Origin of the sequence: Companilactobacillus paralimentarius, assembly GCF_963227125.1 — a bacterium.
Classification (GTDB): domain Bacteria; phylum Bacillota; class Bacilli; order Lactobacillales; family Lactobacillaceae; genus Companilactobacillus; species Companilactobacillus paralimentarius.
This window is the reverse complement of sequence record NZ_OY724131.1, coordinates 712,351-733,729: the sequence shown is the minus strand read 5'-3', so window position 1 is coordinate 733,729 and position 21,379 is coordinate 712,351. Positions and strand designations below refer to the sequence as shown.

The window sequence follows — 21,379 nt, the reverse complement described above, 5'->3', positions numbered from 1 at the left end:
CAGATTCTTCAACTATAGAATTATACATTGCATCAACTAATTCAAAAACTTGTTCATAAACTGTTTTCTTCATATCTTTTGACTCTTCTCTCTGATATTCCAAAATATCTCCTGGTTGACAATCTAAAACTTCACAAATTTTTTCCAATGTAACGAAACGGATACCCTTGGCCTTACCTGTTTTAAGAATCGATAAATTAGCAGGTGTGATACCAATTTTTTGAGCTAATTCTTTTGAAGAAATTTTTTTCTTTAACATCATTAAATCGAGATTTATTTTAATCATTTACAATCACCTAAATAACAGTATCTGAATCATGTTGTAACTCAAAACCATATTTGAATACTAGATATAGCATATAAATAATCGCCAAAAGTATCAAATAACTACCAATTTGTCCCCAAGAATTACTAAATACTGAACTTAAATTTCGACCATTTCCAAATGAGAAGAACATCATACTAAGAATGTTACCCAAAATGAAAATTACGACGGAACCCACCATTAATTTCATGTTATTCACATTTGATTCTACAAAAAAGTTACTTTCTGCAATATTATTAATAATCTTACGTAATGCATGTAAGGCAAAAATTATACTTACTAAAATCAATAAAGCATTCAATCCACTTAATTCCAACATCCCTTTGCTCAAGTTAGATGGTTGTAAAACATACTTCTTAAGCTCTGTTGCAGCTTCCCCTGAAACAAATAAGACCGCAACGTTTGCGAAGATTACAGATGCAGCTGCAATTCCACAAAATATTTGAGCTACAACAGTTAGGATCGATAACACTTTTAAAATAAGGCTTGATATTTTTTTCATTTCAAGCACCCCCTATGTCGTATTCTACTACAGATATTAATTTTTGTTAATCAACATTTTAATATCGTTTTACAATAATAAAATAAACACAAAAACACAAATTTGTTAAAAGGTTCTTACCCAAATTTAGTTAAAATATGAATGTACTTAAATTCCCATCTTCCGCAAGAATTGGAAATGTGTTTAATACATAATTTTGTAAAATAAAAACGACCTCTATTAAGAGATTCAAGTAAAGGATATATCTTGAATACTTAATGGAGGCCGTTCTTTTGATTTAAAATTTCTATATTCGTAGATTTAAAACACCAGATAATACTAGAACTAAGAGATCAGTCGGTAGTAAAAAATTTGTAGATCCTCATTTTATTTAATTTGCGTAGCAAGGTTAGTAGAAGACCGAGTTTCAAGCTAATAATTTAATTTTGCCTTCACCTTTGTTTCGCTCTCTATCTAATTGGGCAAGCGCCACCGGCACAGTCTGATTGATCGACTAATTCGATATCTTTTTTGTCATGATTATCATTTTGTTCAGCAAATACTGCAGCTACGTTTTCATTAACTTCTGATTCACGTTCTTGATAAATTTTCTTATCAATTGGTTCCTTAGGAGCTTGTTTGAAATCAGCACCACTATAAGGTAATAGTGAAGTTGACTTTGTTACGTGTCTGTATTGATACATCAATGGTGCGATTTCATCTGCTTCGTTAGGTTGGAATGTGATTGTACAACTAACGGCATTATCAGACCAATATGTTTGTAAAAAGGCCTGTGTAGCAAATTGTTCAGCAATTGAAACTGAGCCAGCTGAAGCAAAATTAGGATCGTCAGCATTGGCAGCTTTAACTGGGAACTCAACGCACATTGTATGTTTTGTGTAAACATCAGGTTCAATCTTGTATCCACAAGCCTTTAGAGCTGGTAGTAGTGGATCACTGTCTTGGAATCTGATTCTTTGAATTAAGTAACCTGCATAGTGGAAATGCATACCTTCGGATACACCAGCTAATTTGGCAACAGTACCAGATGGTTTAACTGTTGTATGTTTAACTGAGGCTTTACACCCTAATTCCTTTGAGTACTCCTTATCAGCTGCAACAACTGAATGATATAAATCATCAAATTTCTTAGCAACACGTTGATCGTAAATTGGCTTTTGAATAGTATCTCCTGTTTCGGGATCTGTGGCAGTTTCAAAACCAGTCACAACACGATTACCGAAGGTTGTCAAAATCCAGTCTTGAATACCAGACATTGAAACTCCGATACGACGATTCTTTTGAATTACAGTTCTTGAGACTTCCCAATCATAACTGCTAAATGTAACACGTTTGGTATATCTAGCTGCTAATTCAAAGGCTTCTTCCAATGACCAACCTTGTTCTTGAGCAATCAATGGAAAGACTTCAAATAAGTTACATGGTTCGCCATTGCTCAAAGAAATTTCACCACAAGGATTAGTCCCTTCAACACCATCATCGATACCTGGTTGATACCCATCAATGGCACGACCATAGTTACGTGATAATTCTAGATTAACGATTCCTGGTTCACCATTGTGAGTAATAGAATCAGCAATTGGGGCATACTTATTGAACTTCGAATCAACAGCAACACTGTTATTTGAAGCCCAACGGTGATGGTAAAGTTTCTTTTGATCTTGTTTCATAGTGATAAAGTCATCGTCAGTAGCGCCACCTAAAGCTAACTCAGCTGAACGACGAACATTACCAGCAACAACTGTCTTACCAATCAAATTACCCATATCAGTACAGTCAACGGATGTTAATTTTCTACCAACGGCATTGTTCAAAACTTCGTTGATATCAAAGAACATTTCAATCAAAGGAACAGGACCTGAAGCTGTTCCACCAAAACCTTTGATCTTTTCACCTTTAGCACGAATCTTAGTAATATCTAAAACAACATCTTTCAAACCGTCATTAGTATCGTTAAAGTGAGCATCGATCATATTAGCATTTCCAACTACCCAACCTTCACGAGTATCAGGAAGTTCATAATTACGTGTATTTTCAAGCTCATGGCTCTTTAACCATTCATCGCGGTCAACAGCACCGGCTGCAATTGAATCATCATATGAGGCGCTCTCTTTGCCAATAAGAACAGTTAAATTAACTTTGTTATCAACAACAGGCATCAATTTCATGTTGCTTGGTACAACAGAGAAACCAACACCGCCACCCTTCATCAATTGATCAAACATAAATGAGAATGGCATTGAAACAGCTAATTGATCCTGCTTCAAGTAAGAAGGTACGATATGACTATCGCCATATTTTTGTGGTCTGATGGCAACAAACCAACAATTGTTTAAAGCATCACCATTGCGATGTTGATATTCAGTTCCAGAAATCCAAAGGTTTCTACCTGATGGTGTTGCAGCTAAACCATAAACCAATTTATAAAGACTCTTAGCTTCATTAACCAAGCCGGCATATTGTTCATCGGTTAATGAATCATCCTTCAAACGTGGATCAAGATTGATATTTCCTTCGATAACACGTTTAACTGTTTCTGACCAATTTTCAGTACGTCCAAGTTCTGGGATCCAACGAGCGTAAGTACGTTTATAAGTAACCCAACCTAACTCACCCCAGTGGGGTTTAATTGTTTTTTTGACTTCGTCGATAAAGTCATCTGATAAAATAATTTTATTAATCGTATTCATTAATATTCACTCCACACATTTGAAATAACACTATATATAGTACCTTTAATTCCTTGTGATAACAATATATAGTGTTCAACTATTTCTATTGACATTTTAGAAATATTTTTGCGTATTGATATTTAGGCAATTTCAAAATTAAAAATATCCAATTTGGATTTTAATTCATAATTAAAAATTCAAAGTCGCAATTACTATTCTAATATCTCTCAAGTTTGCTTAGCAATGATTTTTTTAATTTAAAGTCAGCTCTAAATTTCAAGTAGTCCGACTCAAATTTTTCCCTTGACTTGGTCAATTAACTGTCAGATTGGCGATTGAGACCATAAATTTTTTTACAAAAAAAAACTATCCAGCCATTTGACCAGATAGTTTTTTAATTCTAAACATCTTTTTTAATAAAAAATTGATACAATCCTAAACTCGCTAAAATTGCGATGACTGGTAAAAATTCAATCCGATATCTTCCCTGAACTTCAATCAACAATTGCGCAGCCGCAAATGCTAACATTGGTAGCAACAATAAATATATATTATTGCTGAATTTTGTTTTGAATAAGCTAAACGATCCTATCCATGAAAAGATTATTAAAATAATCGAGCCAACATAAGCTAAATAATCAATTCGATCAACCGTCTTGGCCGAGTGATTCTGATTGTAACCTGTAAAATTAGTAGCCATAGTACGTTGCGACCATAATCCACCGACCTTGTTGATAAATAAACTCAACCACTTATTATTTTTATTTAAATAATTTATTTCTTGGTGCAAAGCCGCTTTTTCCTTCTTACTCATAACCTTACGTGGCTTGCTTGCATCAATTAACCGATCCATATCAGGTGAATAAGTCCCATTGGATTGATAGTTCAATCCGGTAACAAATTTCCATTCAGGATCATAATTAGACAATCCATAAGCATTGAGTCCAGAAGCTTTAATTCCCCAACCTGCCAAAGAAAATAGTGCTAGATAAATCAGCAATGATAACAAAATTTTCAAAGGTTTTCGATAATTGAATTTGTTTTTTTCAAACATTGTATAGAGTATTGCAAAGACCACAATTCCCGCTACAATTACTGGTCCAATCGGTCTAATCAGACAACCAATCGTCAAAGTTACCCCTGACAAAATGTATGCCCAAAGTTTATCTTGCATAATCAAATAGAATGTTAATAAATAACATAGTGAACCTAAGTATTGATTACTGGCTTGACTATTCAGTGCAAACCAATCAAGGTCATTCATCAATAGCAATACTGCTAAACGCGTCACTTTAATATTTTCAAAAATTTTCACGGCTAACAAATATGTGAAAAGTAAAATTAGAGCTTGATAAATTACATTTAAAAATTGAATTGCAAAAATATGATAACCAAAAATCTTCACAACTCCCAATACATAAACCATATATCCTGATTGATAAGCAAAACGCGAAAAATAATCATTATCGGTTCGATAAAGTTTAGCTCCATGTTGAAGTCCTGGTACTCGCGTCCAAAAATTACCAAAATCGCTCAATTGCGTCTTCGGTACAACTAAAATCCAGGACGTCGCCACTATCATGAAAATACCCAGCATTACTAAAAGAAGTGCCCAATTGAGCTTTTTATTTCGGTCACTAATTTTAACTAGAAAATAACCAGCTACTCCTACAAATAACAGAGCCAGCAACAAACTACCCCAGTTAAAAGCACGATTTACTGTGGCGTAATTTTCATAATAAAATGTCGACATTTCAAAAAGAACTAATGTCGTAAAAATTGCTAAAACACCTAAAATAAATTTACTGATACCATTTTGAATTTTTAGAATAGAAATCCCCATCCTTACTATATTAAAGACCATAAACCATCTAATATTCTTTAATTCTATCACGTCAAATTATATGTTGTGAAATTAGAGGGGTTTCAAAAAAATTCAAATTTTATGTTATTTATTTTTAAAAGAATCGTCTGGTCCGACCAAACCATCGCTAAGAATGCTTTTAGCATGTTCTTTTGTACCATCACTATATTCAATCATCAAAGAAAAATCCGGTAACATCTCGACTGAGACAACTTTGGAAGCATCCTCATTCATTTTTCATTCCCCTTCATAAAATTAAAATTCAATTCATTAAAATCGATTACATTATAGATTTTCAATTGAATTATCGCAATTGAAAAACAAAAAAATAACAAAACCAAATTTTGATTTTGTTATAGTTTATATTTTTGGCGAATTTTATAATCAAGTTAGCCACTTTAGAAAAATGACAAAATAAAAACACCAAGACGTAAAAATCAGGTATCATTGGAGTTCTCACACAAACAATGAAAGAGGTTTTTCGTCTTGGTGCTAGAACAGAATATCATAAATCGTCCTAAAGGACATCATTTAACTGAAATTGAACGTGGAAAGATTGCTTCCTTTCATTCAATTGGCTACTCGAATCGCCAGATAGCTAAAGCTATCGGCGTTTCACCTCAGACTATTAATAATGAAATTAACAGAGGTACTGTTGAGCAGATCAAGAAAGTTAATGGTAAAGTTCAACACTTGAATTGCTACTTTCCTGACACTGCACATCAAAAGTATGTAAAGAACCGTAAGCTTTGCCATCGTCCTTCTAAATTCGACCAAGTCACAGCCTTTTTAGGCTTCTTTGTAAGCCAGTTCATAGATAATGGATGGTCACCTGATACGGCCGTTGGACGAGCTAAGAACGAAGAATTATTCTTAGTAGATGAAATGGTTTGTACTACTACACTTTACAAATATATTGATGAACAACGACTTGAAATCCGGAATATTGATCTGGTAGAAAAGTCAACTAGACCGACTAAGCAACATACTTCAAAAAAGCATAAGCGTCTACTTGGTCGTAGTATTGAGAAACGCCCTAAAAGTGTTGATAGCAGAGAATCCTTTGGGGACTTTGAGATAGACACGATTGTGGGCAAAAGAAATGGCCATGAGAGTGTCGTCTTAACGCTCATAGAGCGTAAGACACGCTTTGAAATAATGAGACTTATTGACGGTAGAGATGCCGACTCTGTAGATTATGCTATGAAAGAGATCATAAAGAACTATGGTGATCTTATCAATTCAATCACTGCAGACAATGGCCCTGAGTTCTCTAATCTATCATCTGATATGGCTGGCGTTGCGGATGTTTACTTCACACACCCATATACATCTTGTGAACGTGGAACAAATGAAGTACATAATCGAATGATACGTCGTGACTTGCCCAAAGGGCTGTCACTGGATACAGTCAGCCCAAAAGTAATAAGAGACATAGAATTTAAGCTCAACAATATGCCTAGAAAGTTATTGAACTATAAAACGCCACAAGAACTCTTTGCTAGTTCCTGTGGCGCTTAAAGACATATTTATAAACTTCAAATACTGATATCACTTGGATTCAATTTATTTTGTCCAAGTGGCTAACTTGTTATTGAAATTTTCGAGTTTATATTTTTCCGGTATTTTAAATATTTTTACATTTGGTAATCAACAAAATCATTTTTTAAGAGCTTCGCCATATCTAAACTGAACCCCAACAAAATAAGTTATTGCTGACATAAAAACAGCCATTAATGCAAAAATAATCAGTGAAGTCCAATTGTAATATCCACCAGTTAATAACATGAAGATGAAATAAACTGCTATATCTATTCCATAAATAACTTTCTTACCTAAATCAGTTAGTACTTGAATTAGAGCCAAAAGAAAAATTAGCAGAACTTCCCAAGGAAAATTGGTAAAAATTTCTCGATGATGGACAAGATTATTAATACTGACAAAAACCAGCCAGAATCCAATGAAAATCAAAAAATTTCTAATAACTTTATTTTTCATTAACTATCCCCCAATAAATTTAAGGTCCTATTAGCGTAACATAATTAAGAAATTCCTACTGTTGATTAAATTTATCGGTTAATTTATAAATATTTTTAAACTTATGTTTAGCCGCACTATTATTAAAAGCTGGATTATTAATTTGATACTTACCATTAGTTTTTACCCAGAAAGTGGTTTCTGGATTGTTGATCGTATAAAAATTATTTTGCGATAAGCCAAACTTTTTATACATTTTCTCTTGTTGCGTACTGTCAGGATGATAATTACCAATTCCCATAATTAACTGGCTACCAATCTGAGGCATTGGAAAAGTAGCACTGGGATAATAAATTGTTTCTTGACGATTCTTTATCCCATAATCACTATACAAATATTTTCCTTTAGTTAAGCCTCCAGCAAAAACTGTTTTAATAGTCTTCCCCTGAAGTTTCTTATCGCCACTGATAACTTTACTTACATAGATAGTTGCTTCAGTCTCAGGAGCAATTGGACGGCCTATCATGCCTTCAAGATCAATTAACTGTCCCTTTATTAAATATTTATTGCCATTTTTTAAATTCTTTAATGAAGTACTTTCATCATCATATCCATTAGGAATTTTAACAAAAGCATTTTTGAATTCATTCTGATCTAAGACTTTGATATTCTTTAGTTTTTTATTCCATTTCTTTTGATTAGTCCTTATCGTTTTATTACGTTGTTCTGTTTTGATTTTTTGTTCATGTGTTGATGGCTGATTTTGACAACCAGTTAACACAAATAAACTCAGAATCATTACAGTTAAGACCTTTAATTTCATTCTTTAAGACACCCATTTCTTCAATTATTAAAAAGTGTATCATGATGTCTCTTTGCTTGCTTGTTTTATACAAAAAAAGAGCCCGCATAGCGGACTCTAATAATTGATTTCTACTTATTCAAGTATTCTTCAACAAGTTTTTTGTTATCTTCATTAGTGATTGATTCATTAACAGCACGATCTGCTAATGTAGCAAGATCCTTTGTGCTTAGTTTCTTCATCAAACTTCTTACACGAAGAACTGATGTAGCACTCATTGAGTACTCGTCAAGACCCATGCTTAATAGCAATGGAAGCATTGTGTTATCACCGGCAGCTTCACCACACATACCAGCCCACTTGCCTTCTTTATGAGCTGATTCAATAACATGCTTGATCAATCTCAAAATTGAAGGGTTGTATGGTTGATATAGGTATGAAACATGTTCGTTACCACGATCAGCAGCCATTGTATATTGGATCAAATCGTTTGTTCCAATACTGAAGAAGTCAACTTCTTTAGCAAATTGATCTGCTAAAACAGCAGCAGCAGGAACTTCCATCATCATTCCTAATTGAATGTCGTCAGAAACTTCTACACCATCTTTAACTAAGTTAGCTTTTTCTTCTTCAAAGACCTTCTTGGCATCTCTGAACTCTTGCAATGTACCAATCATTGGGAACATGATACGCAAGTTACCAAAAGCAGATGCACGAAGCAAAGCTCTTAGTTGAGTTCTAAAGATTTCTTGTCTATCCAAACTGATACGAATAGCACGATAACCTAAGAATGGATTCATTTCTTCAGGAAGTGGTAAGTATGGCAAATGCTTGTCACCACCGATATCCATTGTACGGACAACGACTGGCTTACCTTTCATTCCTTCAAGAACCTTCTTATATGCCTTGAATTGATCTTCTTCTGTTGGAAGACTATCTGATTGCATGTATAGGAATTCTGTACGATACAAACCAATACCTTCAGCGCCATTTTCAATAACGCCTTCTAGATCATCGGGTGTACCAATATTAGCAGCAATATCAAAGTGTTTGCCATCAGCTGTAACTGAAGCTTCATCCTTTAATTTTTCCCATTCTGCTTTTTCTTCGGCAAAGTCTTTAGCCTTTTGTTGATACTTCTTAACATCATCGTCAGAAGGATCAACGATAGCAGCACCGCTCAAACCATCAACGATAACTGTATCACCGGCCTTAACATCAGTAGTGATTGTGTCAGTACCAACGACAGCAGGCAATTCAAGTGAACGTGCCATAATAGCTGAGTGGGCTGTACGACCACCAATATCAGTAACAAAGCCTTTTACATACTTTTTGTTTAATTGAGCTGTATCACTAGGTGTCAAATCATGAGCAACAATGACAACTTGATGGTCAATCAATGCTGGATTTGGTAATTCAACTCCTAATAAATGAGCCATAACACGTTTTGTAACGTCACGGACATCGGCTGCTCTTTCTTGCATGTATGGATTATCTGTCATACCCTCAAAAATTGAAATGAAGTTTTCTGAAACATCATGTAATGCTTGTTCAGCATTAACATTCTTATCTGAAACTTCTTTTTCAACTGCGCCTGTAAATTCTGGATCAGCCAAAATCATCTTGTGAGCATCAAAAACTTGAGCTTCTTCTTCACCTAAAGATTCCTTAGCGGTATCTCTGATTTTTGTAAGCTCATCATCTGATGTTGAAATAGCATCTTTAAGACGACTGATTTCTGCATCAGCATCTGAAATACTTTTCTTAGTGAAAGACAAATCTGGTTGAACTAAAAGGTATGCTTCTGCAGTAGCGATACCATCACTAGCTGCAATTCCCTTAATAGTTTTAACCATTATTCTGCCAATCCTTCCTTTGTCATTGTTTCTGAGATAGCAGCAACTGCATCAGCAGCATCGTCACCATCAGCAGTGATTGTAACGTCAGCACCTTGGCCAACACCAAGTGACATAACACCCATGATTGACTTCAAGTTAACTGATTTACCTGAAAATTCAATATTGATATCTGAACTGAACTTGCTTGCTGTTTGTACTAGCATTGTAGCTGGACGTGCATGGATACCTGTTTCTGCAATAATGTGAAATTCTTTCTTTTCCATAATTAATACCTCACCATATAATATAAAATTCTGTAGTTACACTACAAATATTCACTAATTAATTTACCATTATCTCTAATTTTTCACAAGGGTTTTGATCAAAAAACAGCAAGATAAACCAAGTGTGATAAGCCGTTTAACGCTTACAACCCCTGATGCTGAAAGCGTTTATATTATTAATATTTTTTCAAGCAATTTTGAAAAAATATTTTTTTCTTCTATTGAAAAGATTAATTTCTAAAAATCTGAGACTTAGCACTTGCATTAGTCGAGTGCTAATTATATACTACCGTTGTATCCTGTTCAAAAGGAAAGGTGGGGTGCGTATGCTTTGTCAGAATTGTCATAAAAATGAAGCGACAATTCATTTATACACAAGTGTTAATGGTCAACGAACAGAAATCAATCTCTGTCAGGACTGTTATCAGAAATTAAGAAATCAAGCTAATGAAGGTATGAATAATATGGCACAAAATCCATCTGGTGGATTTTCTAGTTTCGAAGACTTGTTTAACGCACTAAATGGTGCTCAACAACCTAATGTTTTCGAGCAACAAGGTCCTCAAACTCAAACTGGTGGCGGCAATGGAAATGGTCGCAGACCTAGAGGTAATGGAGTCTTAGATCAATATGGTGTCGACTTAACCGATCTTGCTAAAAAAGGTCAAATCGATCCCGTTATCGGTCGTGACAAGGAAATAAACCGTGTAATTGAAATTTTAAATAGAAGAACTAAGAATAACCCTGTTTTGATCGGTGAAGCAGGTGTAGGTAAAACCGCTGTTGTCGAAGGTCTTGCACAGAAGATTGTCGATGGCGATGTACCTGAAAAGTTACAAAATAAACACGTCGTACGTTTGGATGTAGTTTCATTAGTCCAGGGTACTGGTGTACGTGGTCAATTTGAACAAAGAATGCAGCAACTAATTAATGAATTACAGAAGAATAAGGAAATTATTTTATTCATTGATGAAATTCATGAAATTGTTGGTGCTGGTAATGCCGAAGGTGGCATGGATGCAGGTAACGTTTTGAAGCCTGCCCTAGCCCGTGGAGATTTGCAATTAGTCGGTGCTACTACTTTAAATGAGTATCGTACAATTGAAAAAGATTCTGCCCTTGAACGTCGTCTTCAACCCGTTCAAGTAAATGAACCAAGTGTTGATGAAACCATTCAAATTTTAAAGGGTATTCAACCAAAATATGAAGATTATCATCATGTTAAATTCTCAAGTAAAGCCATTCAATCAGCCGCTGAATTATCGGCCCGTTATATCCAAGATCGTTTCTTGCCCGATAAGGCTATCGATTTAATTGATGAAGCCGGTTCTAAAAAGAATCTTCAAATCAATCATGTTGATATAGCTGACTTGGATAACAAGATATCTGATGCTGAGGTTCAAAAGCAGGCTGCTCTTCGTAATGAAGATTATGAAAAGGCCGCTTACTATCGTGATCAAGTTACCAAGTTCCAAGAGATGAAAGATGGAGCTAAGAGCGAACCAGCTGACAATAATACCGTTACTGAAAAAGATATTCAAAAAGTCGTTGAAGAGAAGACCAACATTCCTGTTGGCGAGCTTCAATCCAATGAACAAGCTCAATTGAAGAACTTGGAACCCGATTTGAAGTCACATATCATTGGTCAAGATAAGGCCGTTAGTGACGTAGCTAAAGCTATCCGTCGTAATAGAGTTGGTTTTAATAAATCTGGACGTCCAATTGGTTCCTTCTTGTTTGTTGGCCCTACTGGCGTCGGTAAAACCGAACTCGCCAAACAATTAGCTCGTGAACTATTTGGGTCTGAGGATTCGATGATCAGATTCGATATGTCTGAATATATGGAGAAACATTCAATTTCTAAATTGATCGGTTCACCTCCAGGGTATGTTGGTTACGAAGAAGCCGGTCAGTTGACTGAAAAAGTTCGTCGTAATCCATACAGTTTGGTCCTACTTGATGAAATCGAAAAGGCTCATCCAGATGTTATGCATATGTTCTTGCAAATTCTCGATGATGGTCGTTTAACAGATTCACAAGGTAGAACGGTCAGTTTCAAGGATACTATCATCATCATGACTTCTAACGCTGGCCAAGGGTTGCAAGAAGCCAATGTTGGTTTTGGTGCCGAAGCAACTGGAACAACTAACTCAGTCATGAGTAGATTATCAGAATTCTTCAAACCAGAATTTCTTAACAGATTTGATGGCATTGTCGAATTCAACTCTCTAACAAAAGATAATCTACTTAAGATCGTTGATTTGATGCTTGATGATACTAACAAGATGATTGCTGACCAAGGTCTAACCATCCATGTAACAAAAGATGCTAAAGATAAATTAGTTGACCTAGGTTACAATCCTAAGATGGGTGCTCGTCCACTCCGTCGTGTTATTGAAGAACAAATTGAAGACAAAGTTGCTGACTACTTCCTTGATCATTCAAAAGATAAGGATCTACAAGCAAGCATTGTCAAAGGTGAAATTAAAATTTCTAAGTATAGTGCACCTGATACCGAAGAATAATAGTGGTGCTTTCTAAATACAGATCCCAATAGGATCTGTATTTTTTTATGTACTCAATCTCATTCGTTCCTTTCTTTTACTATGTCATTTAGAGTACATAATAAACTACGTAAATAAGGTCATCGATTCGCATACGAATTGATGGCCTTATTTTTTAATCATTTTCAACTTTTAAAACTTTACCACTCTGGGCATTGATTTTTACTTCTTTTTCGTGAGAACCATTTTTAACCTTAACTTCCCAATAGGTAGTTCCTAAATCCTTTTCCAAATTAAACTCAGTACTGTCACCTTTAGCTGCATTTTCAGCTATAGTCGCAGCCTTTTTAACACTAATCAACTTGTTCAAATCTAAGCTCTCATTTTTACGAGTTGTTTCATTCTGATCTTCCTCATCTAATTCCTCTTCAGAATTTTGAATTATCTTCTTATTTTTGGCATTAATTGTAACCTGGTATTCCCTCAGTTCATCAATTCCTTCTACTTTATATACAGGACCTCTAAATGATTTTTCCAATTCCAGAGAAGTGATATCTGTCTTAGGATATTTCTTTTGATAAATGTTTATAGCATCATTGGCGCTAACTTTAATGGTATTTTTCAGTACCTTCTCAGATTTAGTTTTGTTTGATGCGCTATCGGCACCATTCGTAGAACAACCTACAAGTAAAACAAACATGAATATGGCGACAGTAATTGTTAAAAAACGTTTCTTCATCATCGTATCCTCACTTTTTTGATTACTTTGTAAATTAAGTATACTGAATTCATTTCTCTGAGAACAATAAAAAGGAACAAAATTTTTTTATCATTTTGTTCCTTTTTTACTCAATACATTTTAAAAGCCATTTTGTGCTGTCATTTGTTTGAACCATAAGCCGCTCTTTTTAACAGTTCTCTTAAAGTCATTATCCAAATCAACACTATAGAAACCATAGCGATTTCGATAGCCATTTAACCATGACCAACAATCAACAAAGGTCCACATATGGTAACCAAAACAATTACTGCCTGCTTCCATCCCTTTATGCAACTGTTCCAAATGTTCTTTAATGAAATCGATCCGATAATCATCTTCAATCATACCCTGATTATTCTTAAATCTGCTCTCATCCGCGACCCCCATACCATTCTCGCTGACATACCAAGGTATATTCTTATATTGATCACGCATCATGATGGCAATATCATAAAGTGCTTGTGGGTAAATTTCCCAGCCACGATAAGGATTGATTTTCTTATCAGGCCAATCATATGGTGCATATAAATCATCTGGCATTTGGGCTGGATGACTTGGATTAGTTGGTGCTTGAACTCGAGTCGGCTGATAATAATTAATACCGATAAAATCAACTGTGTTTTCATGAATTAGTTTTTTATCACCAGATTCAACAACTGGTAACAATTGGTTATCTTTTAATAAAGCGACTAAATCGTCAGGAACCTTTCCCCAAACTGCTGGATCTAAAAAGCTTCGAGTATTCAATAAATCAGAATTCTTTTTAGCTTGCAAATCCTCAGGATTATCACTACGACTATAAGCCGGCAAAACATTTAAAATAATCCCAATTTTTCCCTTAACTTGACTCTTTCTAAATTCTTGTACAGCCAAAACATGTGCCATCAACGTATGGTATCCCACTTGAATTGCTTTTTTCATGTCAACTATAGCTGGATAATGAAAGCCCAATAGATATCCACACTCTATGTGGACAATTGGTTCATTAAAAGTGGTCCACTTATGAATTAAATCGCCAAATTGTTCAAAAGCAGTTTTAGCATAATAAGCAAAATCAGTGACTGATTCACGATTCTCCCAACCACCTTTTTCCATTAACCACCAAGGCATATCAAAGTGAAATAAATTGATAATTGGTTCAATGCCGTGATCCAACATATCTTGAAAATAATTTCGATAAAATGTCACTGCTTCAGGATTCAATGTCTTGCCATCTGGTAAAAGTCTGGCCCAGGAAATCGATGTACGATATGAATTCATCCCAATTCTCTTCATATTTTTAACATCTTCGGGATACATTTCATAAGTATTAGAAGTATCTTTAGGTCCTTGGTCCTGATTAAATTTTTCAGGGTTCATTTCAAACCACTTATCCCAAGTAGTTGCTGATTTACCATTCAGTAAACTGTGGCCTTCTGTTTGTGGTGCTGAAGCGGCTGCACCCCACAAAAAATCATCTGGAAATTTTATCATTTGCTTTCTCCTAAACATATTTTTTTCGATACTCTTTTGGTGAAATTCCACAAATTGCTTTGAAATTACGATAGAAATAAGCTGTAGTTGTATAGCCAACTCCTTCCGATATATCCGCGATACTCTGTTCTGTTCCCTTTAGAAGTGATTGAGCGCGCTTAATTCGGTAATCATTCAAATACCTAGAAAAACTAATCTTCGTTTCCTTCTTAAATAGCTGCCCCAAATAATCAGGATTCAAATGAAGACAATCTGATACGTAACGTAAGTTCAGATCCTCTTGATAATTTCTTTTCACCAATCCCATAACTTGACGAACATTTTCAGAGTAATCGCGTGACTCCTGTTTATTATCCGACAAATTACTAGTGATTTCTTTCAATAATCTAATGATGTCTTTCAAATTTTCAGAGTTATTGATTCTTGTTACATAATCCTGATAAGTCTTTTCATCAAAACCAACTTGGACATTAACTTCTGAATAGATTAAAAAGGCTATTTGGCGGACATATGAATGGCTTACACTTTGAGTGGATAATTCATTAAAAATATTAGAAAGCTCCTCTTTCAGCTTTTCATGATCTCCTAAAGCAATTGCCTGTTTCACTTTAATCAAGGATAATTTAAGCAAAGTGGCCTGTTCGAGCCAATCGACACGTAATTTGTTGCTACTAAAATTATTACTCTTTTCATAAAATTTATATATGACCGACAATCTAAGCGCTTGTTCATAACTTTGATTCACGTCGGACAAATCGTAAACCGTTTCACCAACGGTTATAAAAGATTGTCCCGTAATTATCTGACGATCTTCCAACTCTCTAGTAAACTTCAGTAACTTACCACGACCACCGATAAAGCCAATATCAACAATACGATTTTGACTAAATTTTAGATTCTGACCATACTCTTCACAAAGCTGATTGACCTTTTTCTTATCATCAACACGATTACAGGCAATAACCGTGATACCTTTGGCAATCTCTGTCGGACTAAGTCGTAATTGTTGAATCAAATCTGTGACTTGATTGGAATCAAAGTCATTTTCAAATAACTCTTTTACTTGTAAATTCAAAGATGCTTTCGACGCTTGTTTCAATTCATTTTCGGATTCCAATTTCTGTTTTACCTTTTTCAAAGCTTCGACCAAAGCATCAGGATCGACTGGTTTTAAAATATAATCGATAGCGCCCAATTTTAAACCAGTTCTGACATAATCAAATTCTTGATAACCCGACAAAATCATAAATTCAAAATTATGTCCCTGCTCCTTAGCCATCTTCACGAAATCTAAGCCACTGATTTTAGGCATATTAACATCCGTTATAATCAGATCGACCTCATTAGTTTCCAAATATTCTAACGCCTGCTTAGAATTTCTAGCTGATTTGACTACTTGAAAACCGTATTCGTTCCAATCAATTATTTTTTCCAGTCCTTTTAAAATCATATATTCATCGTCAATAATCATAACTGAGTACATATATTATTCCCCCAAAAAGATTTGCATTTTAACTGTTACACCTTTAAATTGATTATTCATGACAAACATCTTGAAGTTAGTTCCGAATGCCCCTGTCATTCGAGCTTTTACATTCATTAAACCAATCGAACGATCTCCACTAATAGGTTTAACTTCTTGTGAGACCAATTTATCGTTGATAACTTTCAATTGTTCCTCTGTCAAAGGAGTTCCATTATCAGCCACCGATATTTCAACTCGTTCACCATCCTTATCGGCTCGAATATGTACAGCATTGTCAAATCGTTCTAAATCGATTCCGTGCTTAAAATAATTTTCAATTAATGGCTGAATAATAAACTTAGGAACTTTCATACTTTTTAATTCGTCATCCAAATTCAACTGATAACCAATTTGATCCGGAAAACGCATTTGATACAAGTAGATGTACTTTTCAGCAAATTCGAACTCTTTATCCAAAGTTACTGTCGATTCTTGACTAATATTATTTCTCAAGAGACTGGCAAAACTGAATACGACATTGGCTAGCTCTTTTTCGCCTTCATTCAGGGCGTACATACGGATGTACTCCAAGGTGTTGTACAAGAAATGTGGGTTAATTTGTGACTGCAGAGCCTTCATATTGGCATCTTTTTGTTCTAGCTGCAATTGATATATTTGCAAAACATATTGATCAATGGCATTTAACATATCGTTAATTCCTGTTGCTAAAGTATTTAATTCTCCTTCCTCTTCAGGAACCGGCACTCTAGTCTTCAAATTACCATTAGAAATGGCATTTAAAGCATTTGTCATTGATTTCAGATGAATCGTATAGTTGTGAAAAATATATTTTAGACTCCACCATAAAAATGCGTCAATTAGAATAGCTCCCATTAAAAATAGCAATATATTGAAGGCTATCTTTTGATAAACGATTATTTTAGGTACTACTGAAATAATTAAGTCACCATTGCCATTCTTTTGACTTTTAACAAAGTATTTCTTTTCTAAAACACTTAGTAAAATATTATTCTGATTAGGATCTTGAGTTAAAGTTTTAAACGCATCCTCTGACAAATTTGAATTATAAGTATATCTAATCCTACCTACATCTGAAATAACAAAAACTTGCATATCTTGACTATTCGGTGAGTAATTCAACGAATTATTCAATACTCTAGGAGAATAATTAACAATTATTGATCCAAAGGATTGAAAAGTAGCGTCATTTATCAAAGGAATCCCATAATACAATCCCTTAGAAACCAACTTTTTTGAATCAATTATTTTCCCACCAGGGTTTTTTAATGTAACTTCAATTGCCTTGTTCTCTTGATTCAAATTTAGCGTAATTTTATTTGAATCATTATTTTGCATAAATTCTGACAATTGATTAGGCAAATAGTAGAAATCATTTTCATTAGAGTGCTGCTGACTGTATGCCAAGTAATCAGCTGAATCTAATTGAAAAAATTTTTGTAAATTTTTCACTTTAGATGGAGTTTGAATTAAATTTCTTGCTAATTGATTAGCCGCTAATTGTTCAACTCCAACTATATAAGACGTACGATTTACACCTGATTCAATTGTTTGATTGGTATCTTGAAAAATATCTCTAATTTTAAAAATAGACATTATAACCGCAAATAAGGTAATGGTGATCACCATTACCTTAATGTAAAACGTCATTAACTTTTGTAAATTATAGCGATTGCTTAACATTATGCATGACCCCAATTAATTTAATTCTTCAACGTGGCTCTGCCAATTTTTACCCACAAATTGAGTATAAACTACCGTTAAACTAAAAGTTGCAAACAGAATTAGTCCTGAAAATTTATAAGTTATGCCTATAATTACTGCTATTCCAAGAATTTCTTTCATATTATCAAAAAAGTTATAAAAGAAATGTGCACAAGCTAGTTTAAAACTATTGATAAGATTGATCTCAAAACTAACTTTAATATTAAGTACATAAGCATAGATACAAATTGTTGCTAACAAAACAATCGCAATTATAAAATCAGTCACAATGAAAGTCAGACCATGTAATTGAACTGATAGAAACAGACTATAACCCAAAAGAAAAATCACAATTGCAAAACTATAAAATAACTTATTACCCTCGGTAAAGTTTTCTTTAAATAATTTCCATGCTACTTTCCAAGACATCTGTCCGTAATGGAAATCATAATCGTAATATAATTCATTAATTACTAAGAGCGCTGGCCCCACTCCTAAAACTAATCCGCCACACAAACTTAGCCCCCAGAAAAACAAATTCAATTTAATAATCGTATATGCTTTGATAAATATTTGTTGTACTGCACGGGAAATCATATCTCTACCTCTTTCTTTGTAAGAATTGATTAACCCCTAGTACTCAAAGCAGGGTCAAAAAATTGAGTTTAGCACAAAAGGAGGTTAGAGCTGCCTCTCCCTCCTATATGCTGTGGATAAACTGTAAGGAATAATTAAATCGATTTACTAATTCTTACCGTCTTTCAAAAATTCATCATATTGTTTTTGCATTTCCTTTTGTACCTTGTCATATCCAGCTTTCTTAAGTTCCTTGTTCATCTTAGGAATTGTTGTATCTGGATCCGACGTACCGGTTTGTAAACCAGCCATGTATTTATTCATGACATTAGAAATGTTAGTCATTTCTGTCTTAACATTCTTCGTATTGAATTGGAAACCAAGAATAGGTGAATCAATTGATTTATCGATATTATCTTTACGTTCTTGAATCATTTGATCAGTAACATCTGTTGTAAGTGTGATCTTGTTGTTATCACCCGTTTGCCATGGTGCTGAATGGTAATTTTCTTTGTAACCTTTAAGCAATTTGACACGTTTATCATTGTCAACATACTTCCATGCCTTACCTTTTTCACCATAAACCAAACCGTTCAATAGTTCTGGATCACTGTTGATTACACCAAGAACTTTAACTGCTTTAACTTTGTTCTTTGAGTTGTTACTTACAACATAGTTGTACATACCTGCTTGAGCAGTAGTTTTAACAGCAGGACTCATTGGACGTGAAACAATTTGTTGACCCGCAGTTTGTGATAGTTGATGATCACCATAATCGAAAGGTCCTTGTGTTTCTTGACGTGCGAACCATGTGTCACCGCTCAATGGACGATCAGTATTATCTGTAGCCGCATCTTTAGCGATATAACCCTTTTGGTAATAATCATGCATTGTTCTTAATGTTTCTTTATACTTAGCATCATTATATGGGTTAATAATTTTTTTACCTTTATTTACAGCATTTACAGCAAATGGGTAATCTTGGTCAATAACAAAATCTAAGTCTGATCCAATATGGAAAGTAGGACCTGTTGAGAATGTCAAAACCTTCTTATCTGCTGAATGGAACTTAGCAAATGTATCTTCCAAATCTTTATATGAATTTATCTTGCTAACATCTATATTGTATTTATCTAGATATTTCTTATTAAAGGAAACTACTTGTTGTGCATAAACATTTCCGTTAATAGGCATTGTATAAAGCTTTCCATCAACCTTGTTACCTTTAATATAAGCCGGATCCAAATCTTTATATGCAGTTGGAGCGTATTTTGGAAGCAGCTTAGTTAAATCTGTATAGGCTCCTTTTTGAGCATTAACTGCATAGTTATCAGCTTTGGCAATGTCATATTTTTCACCTGATGAAACGATAACCGACATCTTTTGTGTATAATCACCCCAGCCAATATATTGAATCTTGATTTTAGCTTTAGCGTTCTTTTCAAGGATCTTATTAGTCTTAGCAATCAAAGTATCGTAATTCTTTGGTTTGTCACCAATTTGATACATTAATAATGTTGGAACATCACTATTGCTTGCTGATTTTGATCCACAAGCTGTTAATCCAACGGCTGTTACAGCTAACAAAGCTGCACCGATTGAACGTTTAACCCACTTTTTCATAAATGGAACCCCCTATAATAAAATGATAATTCCTAGATTTTTATTCCTTTACACCACCGATAGTTAAACCACGTACGAAGTACTTTTGGAAGAATGGATAGCTACATGCAATTGGTAATGTTGCAATAACAACCATAGCCATTCTGGTTGCTTCCTTTGGAATTGCCATCAAACTACCACCGAATTGGGTACCGGATGAGGCATTCTGTGAAAGCATTTCAATATTGGACTGAATTTTCATTAGTAAGTATTGCAATGGAACTAGATTATCACTTTGGATATATAGCAAAGCGTTAAACCAATCATTCCAGTAACCTAAAGCAGCAAACAAACTAATTGTTGCAATACCGGGAACAGCCAATGGGATGACGATCTGTGTAAAGATTCTCATTTCACTAGCACCATCAATACGAGCTGATTCAATAATTGATTCAGAAACCTGTCGTTTGAAGAACGTTCTCATGACAATAATATTGAAAGGGCTTACAGCTATAGGTAAAATCAATGCCCATAGAGTGTCTTTCAAATGCAACATATTTGTTACAACAATATAATTAGCAACCATACCAGGTGAAAATAGCATTGTTACCAAACAGAAAACTGTAAAAAATCTTCTATATTTGAAACTGCTTCTGGAAATCGCATAGGCATAAGTTGAAGTAAAAGTTGAATTAATTACAGTACCAACAACTGTTACTAAAACTGAAATCCATAATGATCTTAAGAGTTCTCCTCCCATTGTTGCCAAATACTTATAACCGGCAAAACTCCAAACTTTAGGCCAGAGACGATAACCATAAGTTGCTAAGGCATTTTCATCAGTTAAAGAAATAACAATAACGAAGAATAATGGTAGTAAGCAAGATAAAGCAAAGATTCCTACTATTATATTGAAGAACAAGTCCGTTCCTCTACTAAAGGAGTGAACTGTGACACTATCAATTTTTTTCTTCTTTTTCAAAGTTCAATTC

At 34.4% G+C, this 21,379-nt stretch carries 17 protein-coding genes and 1 pseudogene; 2 read left to right on the top strand and 16 right to left on the bottom strand.

Annotation, left to right across the window (positions count from 1 at the left end; translation table 11 throughout):
• Positions 1–82: 82 nt before the first annotated feature.
• The 5 genes and pseudogenes from ACI6PB_RS03415 to ACI6PB_RS03395 all read right to left on the bottom strand — a co-directional run.
• Positions 83–286, bottom strand: a pseudogene (locus tag ACI6PB_RS03415) (helix-turn-helix domain-containing protein); the annotation flags it as partial.
• A 10-nt stretch (positions 287–296) separates the two neighbouring features.
• A complete protein-coding gene (locus tag ACI6PB_RS03410; RefSeq protein WP_309511161.1) occupies positions 297–827 on the bottom strand; it encodes a DUF2975 domain-containing protein in 531 nt (176 codons plus the stop codon).
• A gap of 449 nt (positions 828–1,276) precedes the next feature.
• The gene (gene nrdJ / locus ACI6PB_RS03405) at positions 1,277–3,517 is read right to left on the bottom strand and encodes a ribonucleoside-triphosphate reductase, adenosylcobalamin-dependent (RefSeq protein WP_025086075.1); all 2,241 of its coding nucleotides are present in this window, start codon (positions 3,515–3,517) and stop codon (positions 1,277–1,279) included.
• A 382-nt stretch (positions 3,518–3,899) separates the two neighbouring features.
• Entirely contained in the window at positions 3,900–5,342 is a 1,443-nt protein-coding gene (locus tag ACI6PB_RS03400; protein WP_404327768.1) for a hypothetical protein, read from the bottom strand.
• A 105-nt stretch (positions 5,343–5,447) separates the two neighbouring features.
• Positions 5,448–5,597, bottom strand: a complete 150-nt coding sequence (locus ACI6PB_RS03395) for a hypothetical protein (protein ID WP_156407849.1) — start codon at positions 5,595–5,597, stop codon at positions 5,448–5,450.
• A 252-nt stretch (positions 5,598–5,849) separates the two neighbouring features.
• Here ACI6PB_RS03395 and ACI6PB_RS03390 point away from each other — a divergent pair, with 252 nt between their 5' ends.
• Positions 5,850–6,884, top strand: coding sequence for an IS30 family transposase (locus ACI6PB_RS03390; RefSeq protein WP_059075255.1), 1,035 nt, complete (start codon positions 5,850–5,852; stop codon positions 6,882–6,884).
• A gap of 138 nt (positions 6,885–7,022) precedes the next feature.
• Here ACI6PB_RS03390 and ACI6PB_RS03385 read toward each other — a convergent pair whose 3' ends face one another.
• The 4 genes from ACI6PB_RS03385 to ACI6PB_RS03370 form a co-directional block, all read right to left on the bottom strand.
• Positions 7,023–7,361 carry a hypothetical protein gene (locus ACI6PB_RS03385; RefSeq protein WP_309511162.1) on the bottom strand — a complete coding sequence of 113 codons (339 nt, stop codon included), beginning with the start codon at positions 7,359–7,361 and terminating at the stop codon, positions 7,023–7,025.
• 55 nt (positions 7,362–7,416) lie between these two features.
• Positions 7,417–8,163 (bottom strand): hypothetical protein, encoded by a 747-nt coding sequence (locus ACI6PB_RS03380; RefSeq protein WP_056955992.1) that lies wholly within the window; start codon positions 8,161–8,163, stop codon positions 7,417–7,419.
• Positions 8,164–8,273: 110 nt separating this feature from the next.
• Positions 8,274–9,998, bottom strand: a complete 1,725-nt coding sequence (ptsP, locus tag ACI6PB_RS03375) for a phosphoenolpyruvate--protein phosphotransferase (protein WP_025086217.1) — start codon at positions 9,996–9,998, stop codon at positions 8,274–8,276.
• Entirely contained in the window at positions 9,998–10,264 is a 267-nt protein-coding gene (locus tag ACI6PB_RS03370) for a phosphocarrier protein HPr (RefSeq protein WP_025086216.1), read from the bottom strand. The genes ptsP and ACI6PB_RS03370 overlap by 1 nt, the downstream gene beginning before the upstream one ends.
• Before the next feature lie 326 nt (positions 10,265–10,590).
• Here ACI6PB_RS03370 and ACI6PB_RS03365 point away from each other — a divergent pair, with 326 nt between their 5' ends.
• The gene (locus ACI6PB_RS03365; RefSeq protein WP_025086215.1) at positions 10,591–12,789 is read left to right on the top strand and encodes an ATP-dependent Clp protease ATP-binding subunit; all 2,199 of its coding nucleotides are present in this window, start codon (positions 10,591–10,593) and stop codon (positions 12,787–12,789) included.
• Positions 12,790–12,943: 154 nt separating this feature from the next.
• On the opposite strand, the gene ACI6PB_RS03360 is transcribed toward ACI6PB_RS03365, so the two are convergent.
• The 7 genes from ACI6PB_RS03360 to ACI6PB_RS03330 form a co-directional block, all read right to left on the bottom strand.
• Entirely contained in the window at positions 12,944–13,507 is a 564-nt protein-coding gene (locus ACI6PB_RS03360) for a PepSY domain-containing protein (protein ID WP_025085372.1), read from the bottom strand.
• A 120-nt stretch (positions 13,508–13,627) separates the two neighbouring features.
• On the bottom strand, positions 13,628–15,001 hold the full coding sequence (locus ACI6PB_RS03355) for a glycoside hydrolase family 1 protein (protein WP_025085371.1): 1,374 nt from the start codon (positions 14,999–15,001) through the stop codon (positions 13,628–13,630).
• Positions 15,002–15,011: 10 nt separating this feature from the next.
• Positions 15,012–16,484, bottom strand: coding sequence for a response regulator (locus ACI6PB_RS03350; protein WP_404327767.1), 1,473 nt, complete (start codon positions 16,482–16,484; stop codon positions 15,012–15,014).
• A 3-nt stretch (positions 16,485–16,487) separates the two neighbouring features.
• Positions 16,488–18,188 (bottom strand): sensor histidine kinase, encoded by a 1,701-nt coding sequence (locus ACI6PB_RS03345; protein ID WP_025085368.1) that lies wholly within the window; start codon positions 18,186–18,188, stop codon positions 16,488–16,490.
• Positions 18,189–18,203: 15 nt separating this feature from the next.
• The gene (locus ACI6PB_RS03340) at positions 18,204–18,806 is read right to left on the bottom strand and encodes a DUF624 domain-containing protein (protein ID WP_309511169.1); all 603 of its coding nucleotides are present in this window, start codon (positions 18,804–18,806) and stop codon (positions 18,204–18,206) included.
• Positions 18,807–18,953: 147 nt separating this feature from the next.
• Positions 18,954–20,408 (bottom strand): ABC transporter substrate-binding protein, encoded by a 1,455-nt coding sequence (locus ACI6PB_RS03335; RefSeq protein WP_404327766.1) that lies wholly within the window; start codon positions 20,406–20,408, stop codon positions 18,954–18,956.
• A gap of 40 nt (positions 20,409–20,448) precedes the next feature.
• Positions 20,449–21,369 (bottom strand): carbohydrate ABC transporter permease, encoded by a 921-nt coding sequence (locus ACI6PB_RS03330; RefSeq protein ID WP_404327765.1) that lies wholly within the window; start codon positions 21,367–21,369, stop codon positions 20,449–20,451.
• Positions 21,370–21,379 lie beyond the last annotated feature (10 nt).

Coding starts and splice junctions, on each gene's coding strand:
- ACI6PB_RS03395 (WP_156407849.1), bottom strand. CDS start 5,597: ATGAATGAGGATGCTTCCAAAGTTGTCTCAGTCGAGATGTTACCGGAT.
- ACI6PB_RS03355 (WP_025085371.1), bottom strand. CDS start 15,001: ATGATAAAATTTCCAGATGATTTTTTGTGGGGTGCAGCCGCTTCAGCA.
- ACI6PB_RS03385 (WP_309511162.1), bottom strand. CDS start 7,361: ATGAAAAATAAAGTTATTAGAAATTTTTTGATTTTCATTGGATTCTGG.
- ACI6PB_RS03335 (WP_404327766.1), bottom strand. CDS start 20,408: ATGAAAAAGTGGGTTAAACGTTCAATCGGTGCAGCTTTGTTAGCTGTA.
- ACI6PB_RS03340 (WP_309511169.1), bottom strand. CDS start 18,806: ATGATTTCCCGTGCAGTACAACAAATATTTATCAAAGCATATACGATT.
- ACI6PB_RS03345 (WP_025085368.1), bottom strand. CDS start 18,188: ATGTTAAGCAATCGCTATAATTTACAAAAGTTAATGACGTTTTACATT.
- ACI6PB_RS03410 (WP_309511161.1), bottom strand. CDS start 827: ATGAAAAAAATATCAAGCCTTATTTTAAAAGTGTTATCGATCCTAACT.
- nrdJ (WP_025086075.1), bottom strand. CDS start 3,517: ATGAATACGATTAATAAAATTATTTTATCAGATGACTTTATCGACGAA.
- ptsP (WP_025086217.1), bottom strand. CDS start 9,998: ATGGTTAAAACTATTAAGGGAATTGCAGCTAGTGATGGTATCGCTACT.
- ACI6PB_RS03365 (WP_025086215.1), top strand. CDS start 10,591: ATGCTTTGTCAGAATTGTCATAAAAATGAAGCGACAATTCATTTATAC.
- ACI6PB_RS03400 (WP_404327768.1), bottom strand. CDS start 5,342: ATGGGGATTTCTATTCTAAAAATTCAAAATGGTATCAGTAAATTTATT.
- ACI6PB_RS03370 (WP_025086216.1), bottom strand. CDS start 10,264: ATGGAAAAGAAAGAATTTCACATTATTGCAGAAACAGGTATCCATGCA.
- ACI6PB_RS03380 (WP_056955992.1), bottom strand. CDS start 8,163: ATGAAATTAAAGGTCTTAACTGTAATGATTCTGAGTTTATTTGTGTTA.
- ACI6PB_RS03360 (WP_025085372.1), bottom strand. CDS start 13,507: ATGAAGAAACGTTTTTTAACAATTACTGTCGCCATATTCATGTTTGTT.
- ACI6PB_RS03350 (WP_404327767.1), bottom strand. CDS start 16,484: ATGTACTCAGTTATGATTATTGACGATGAATATATGATTTTAAAAGGA.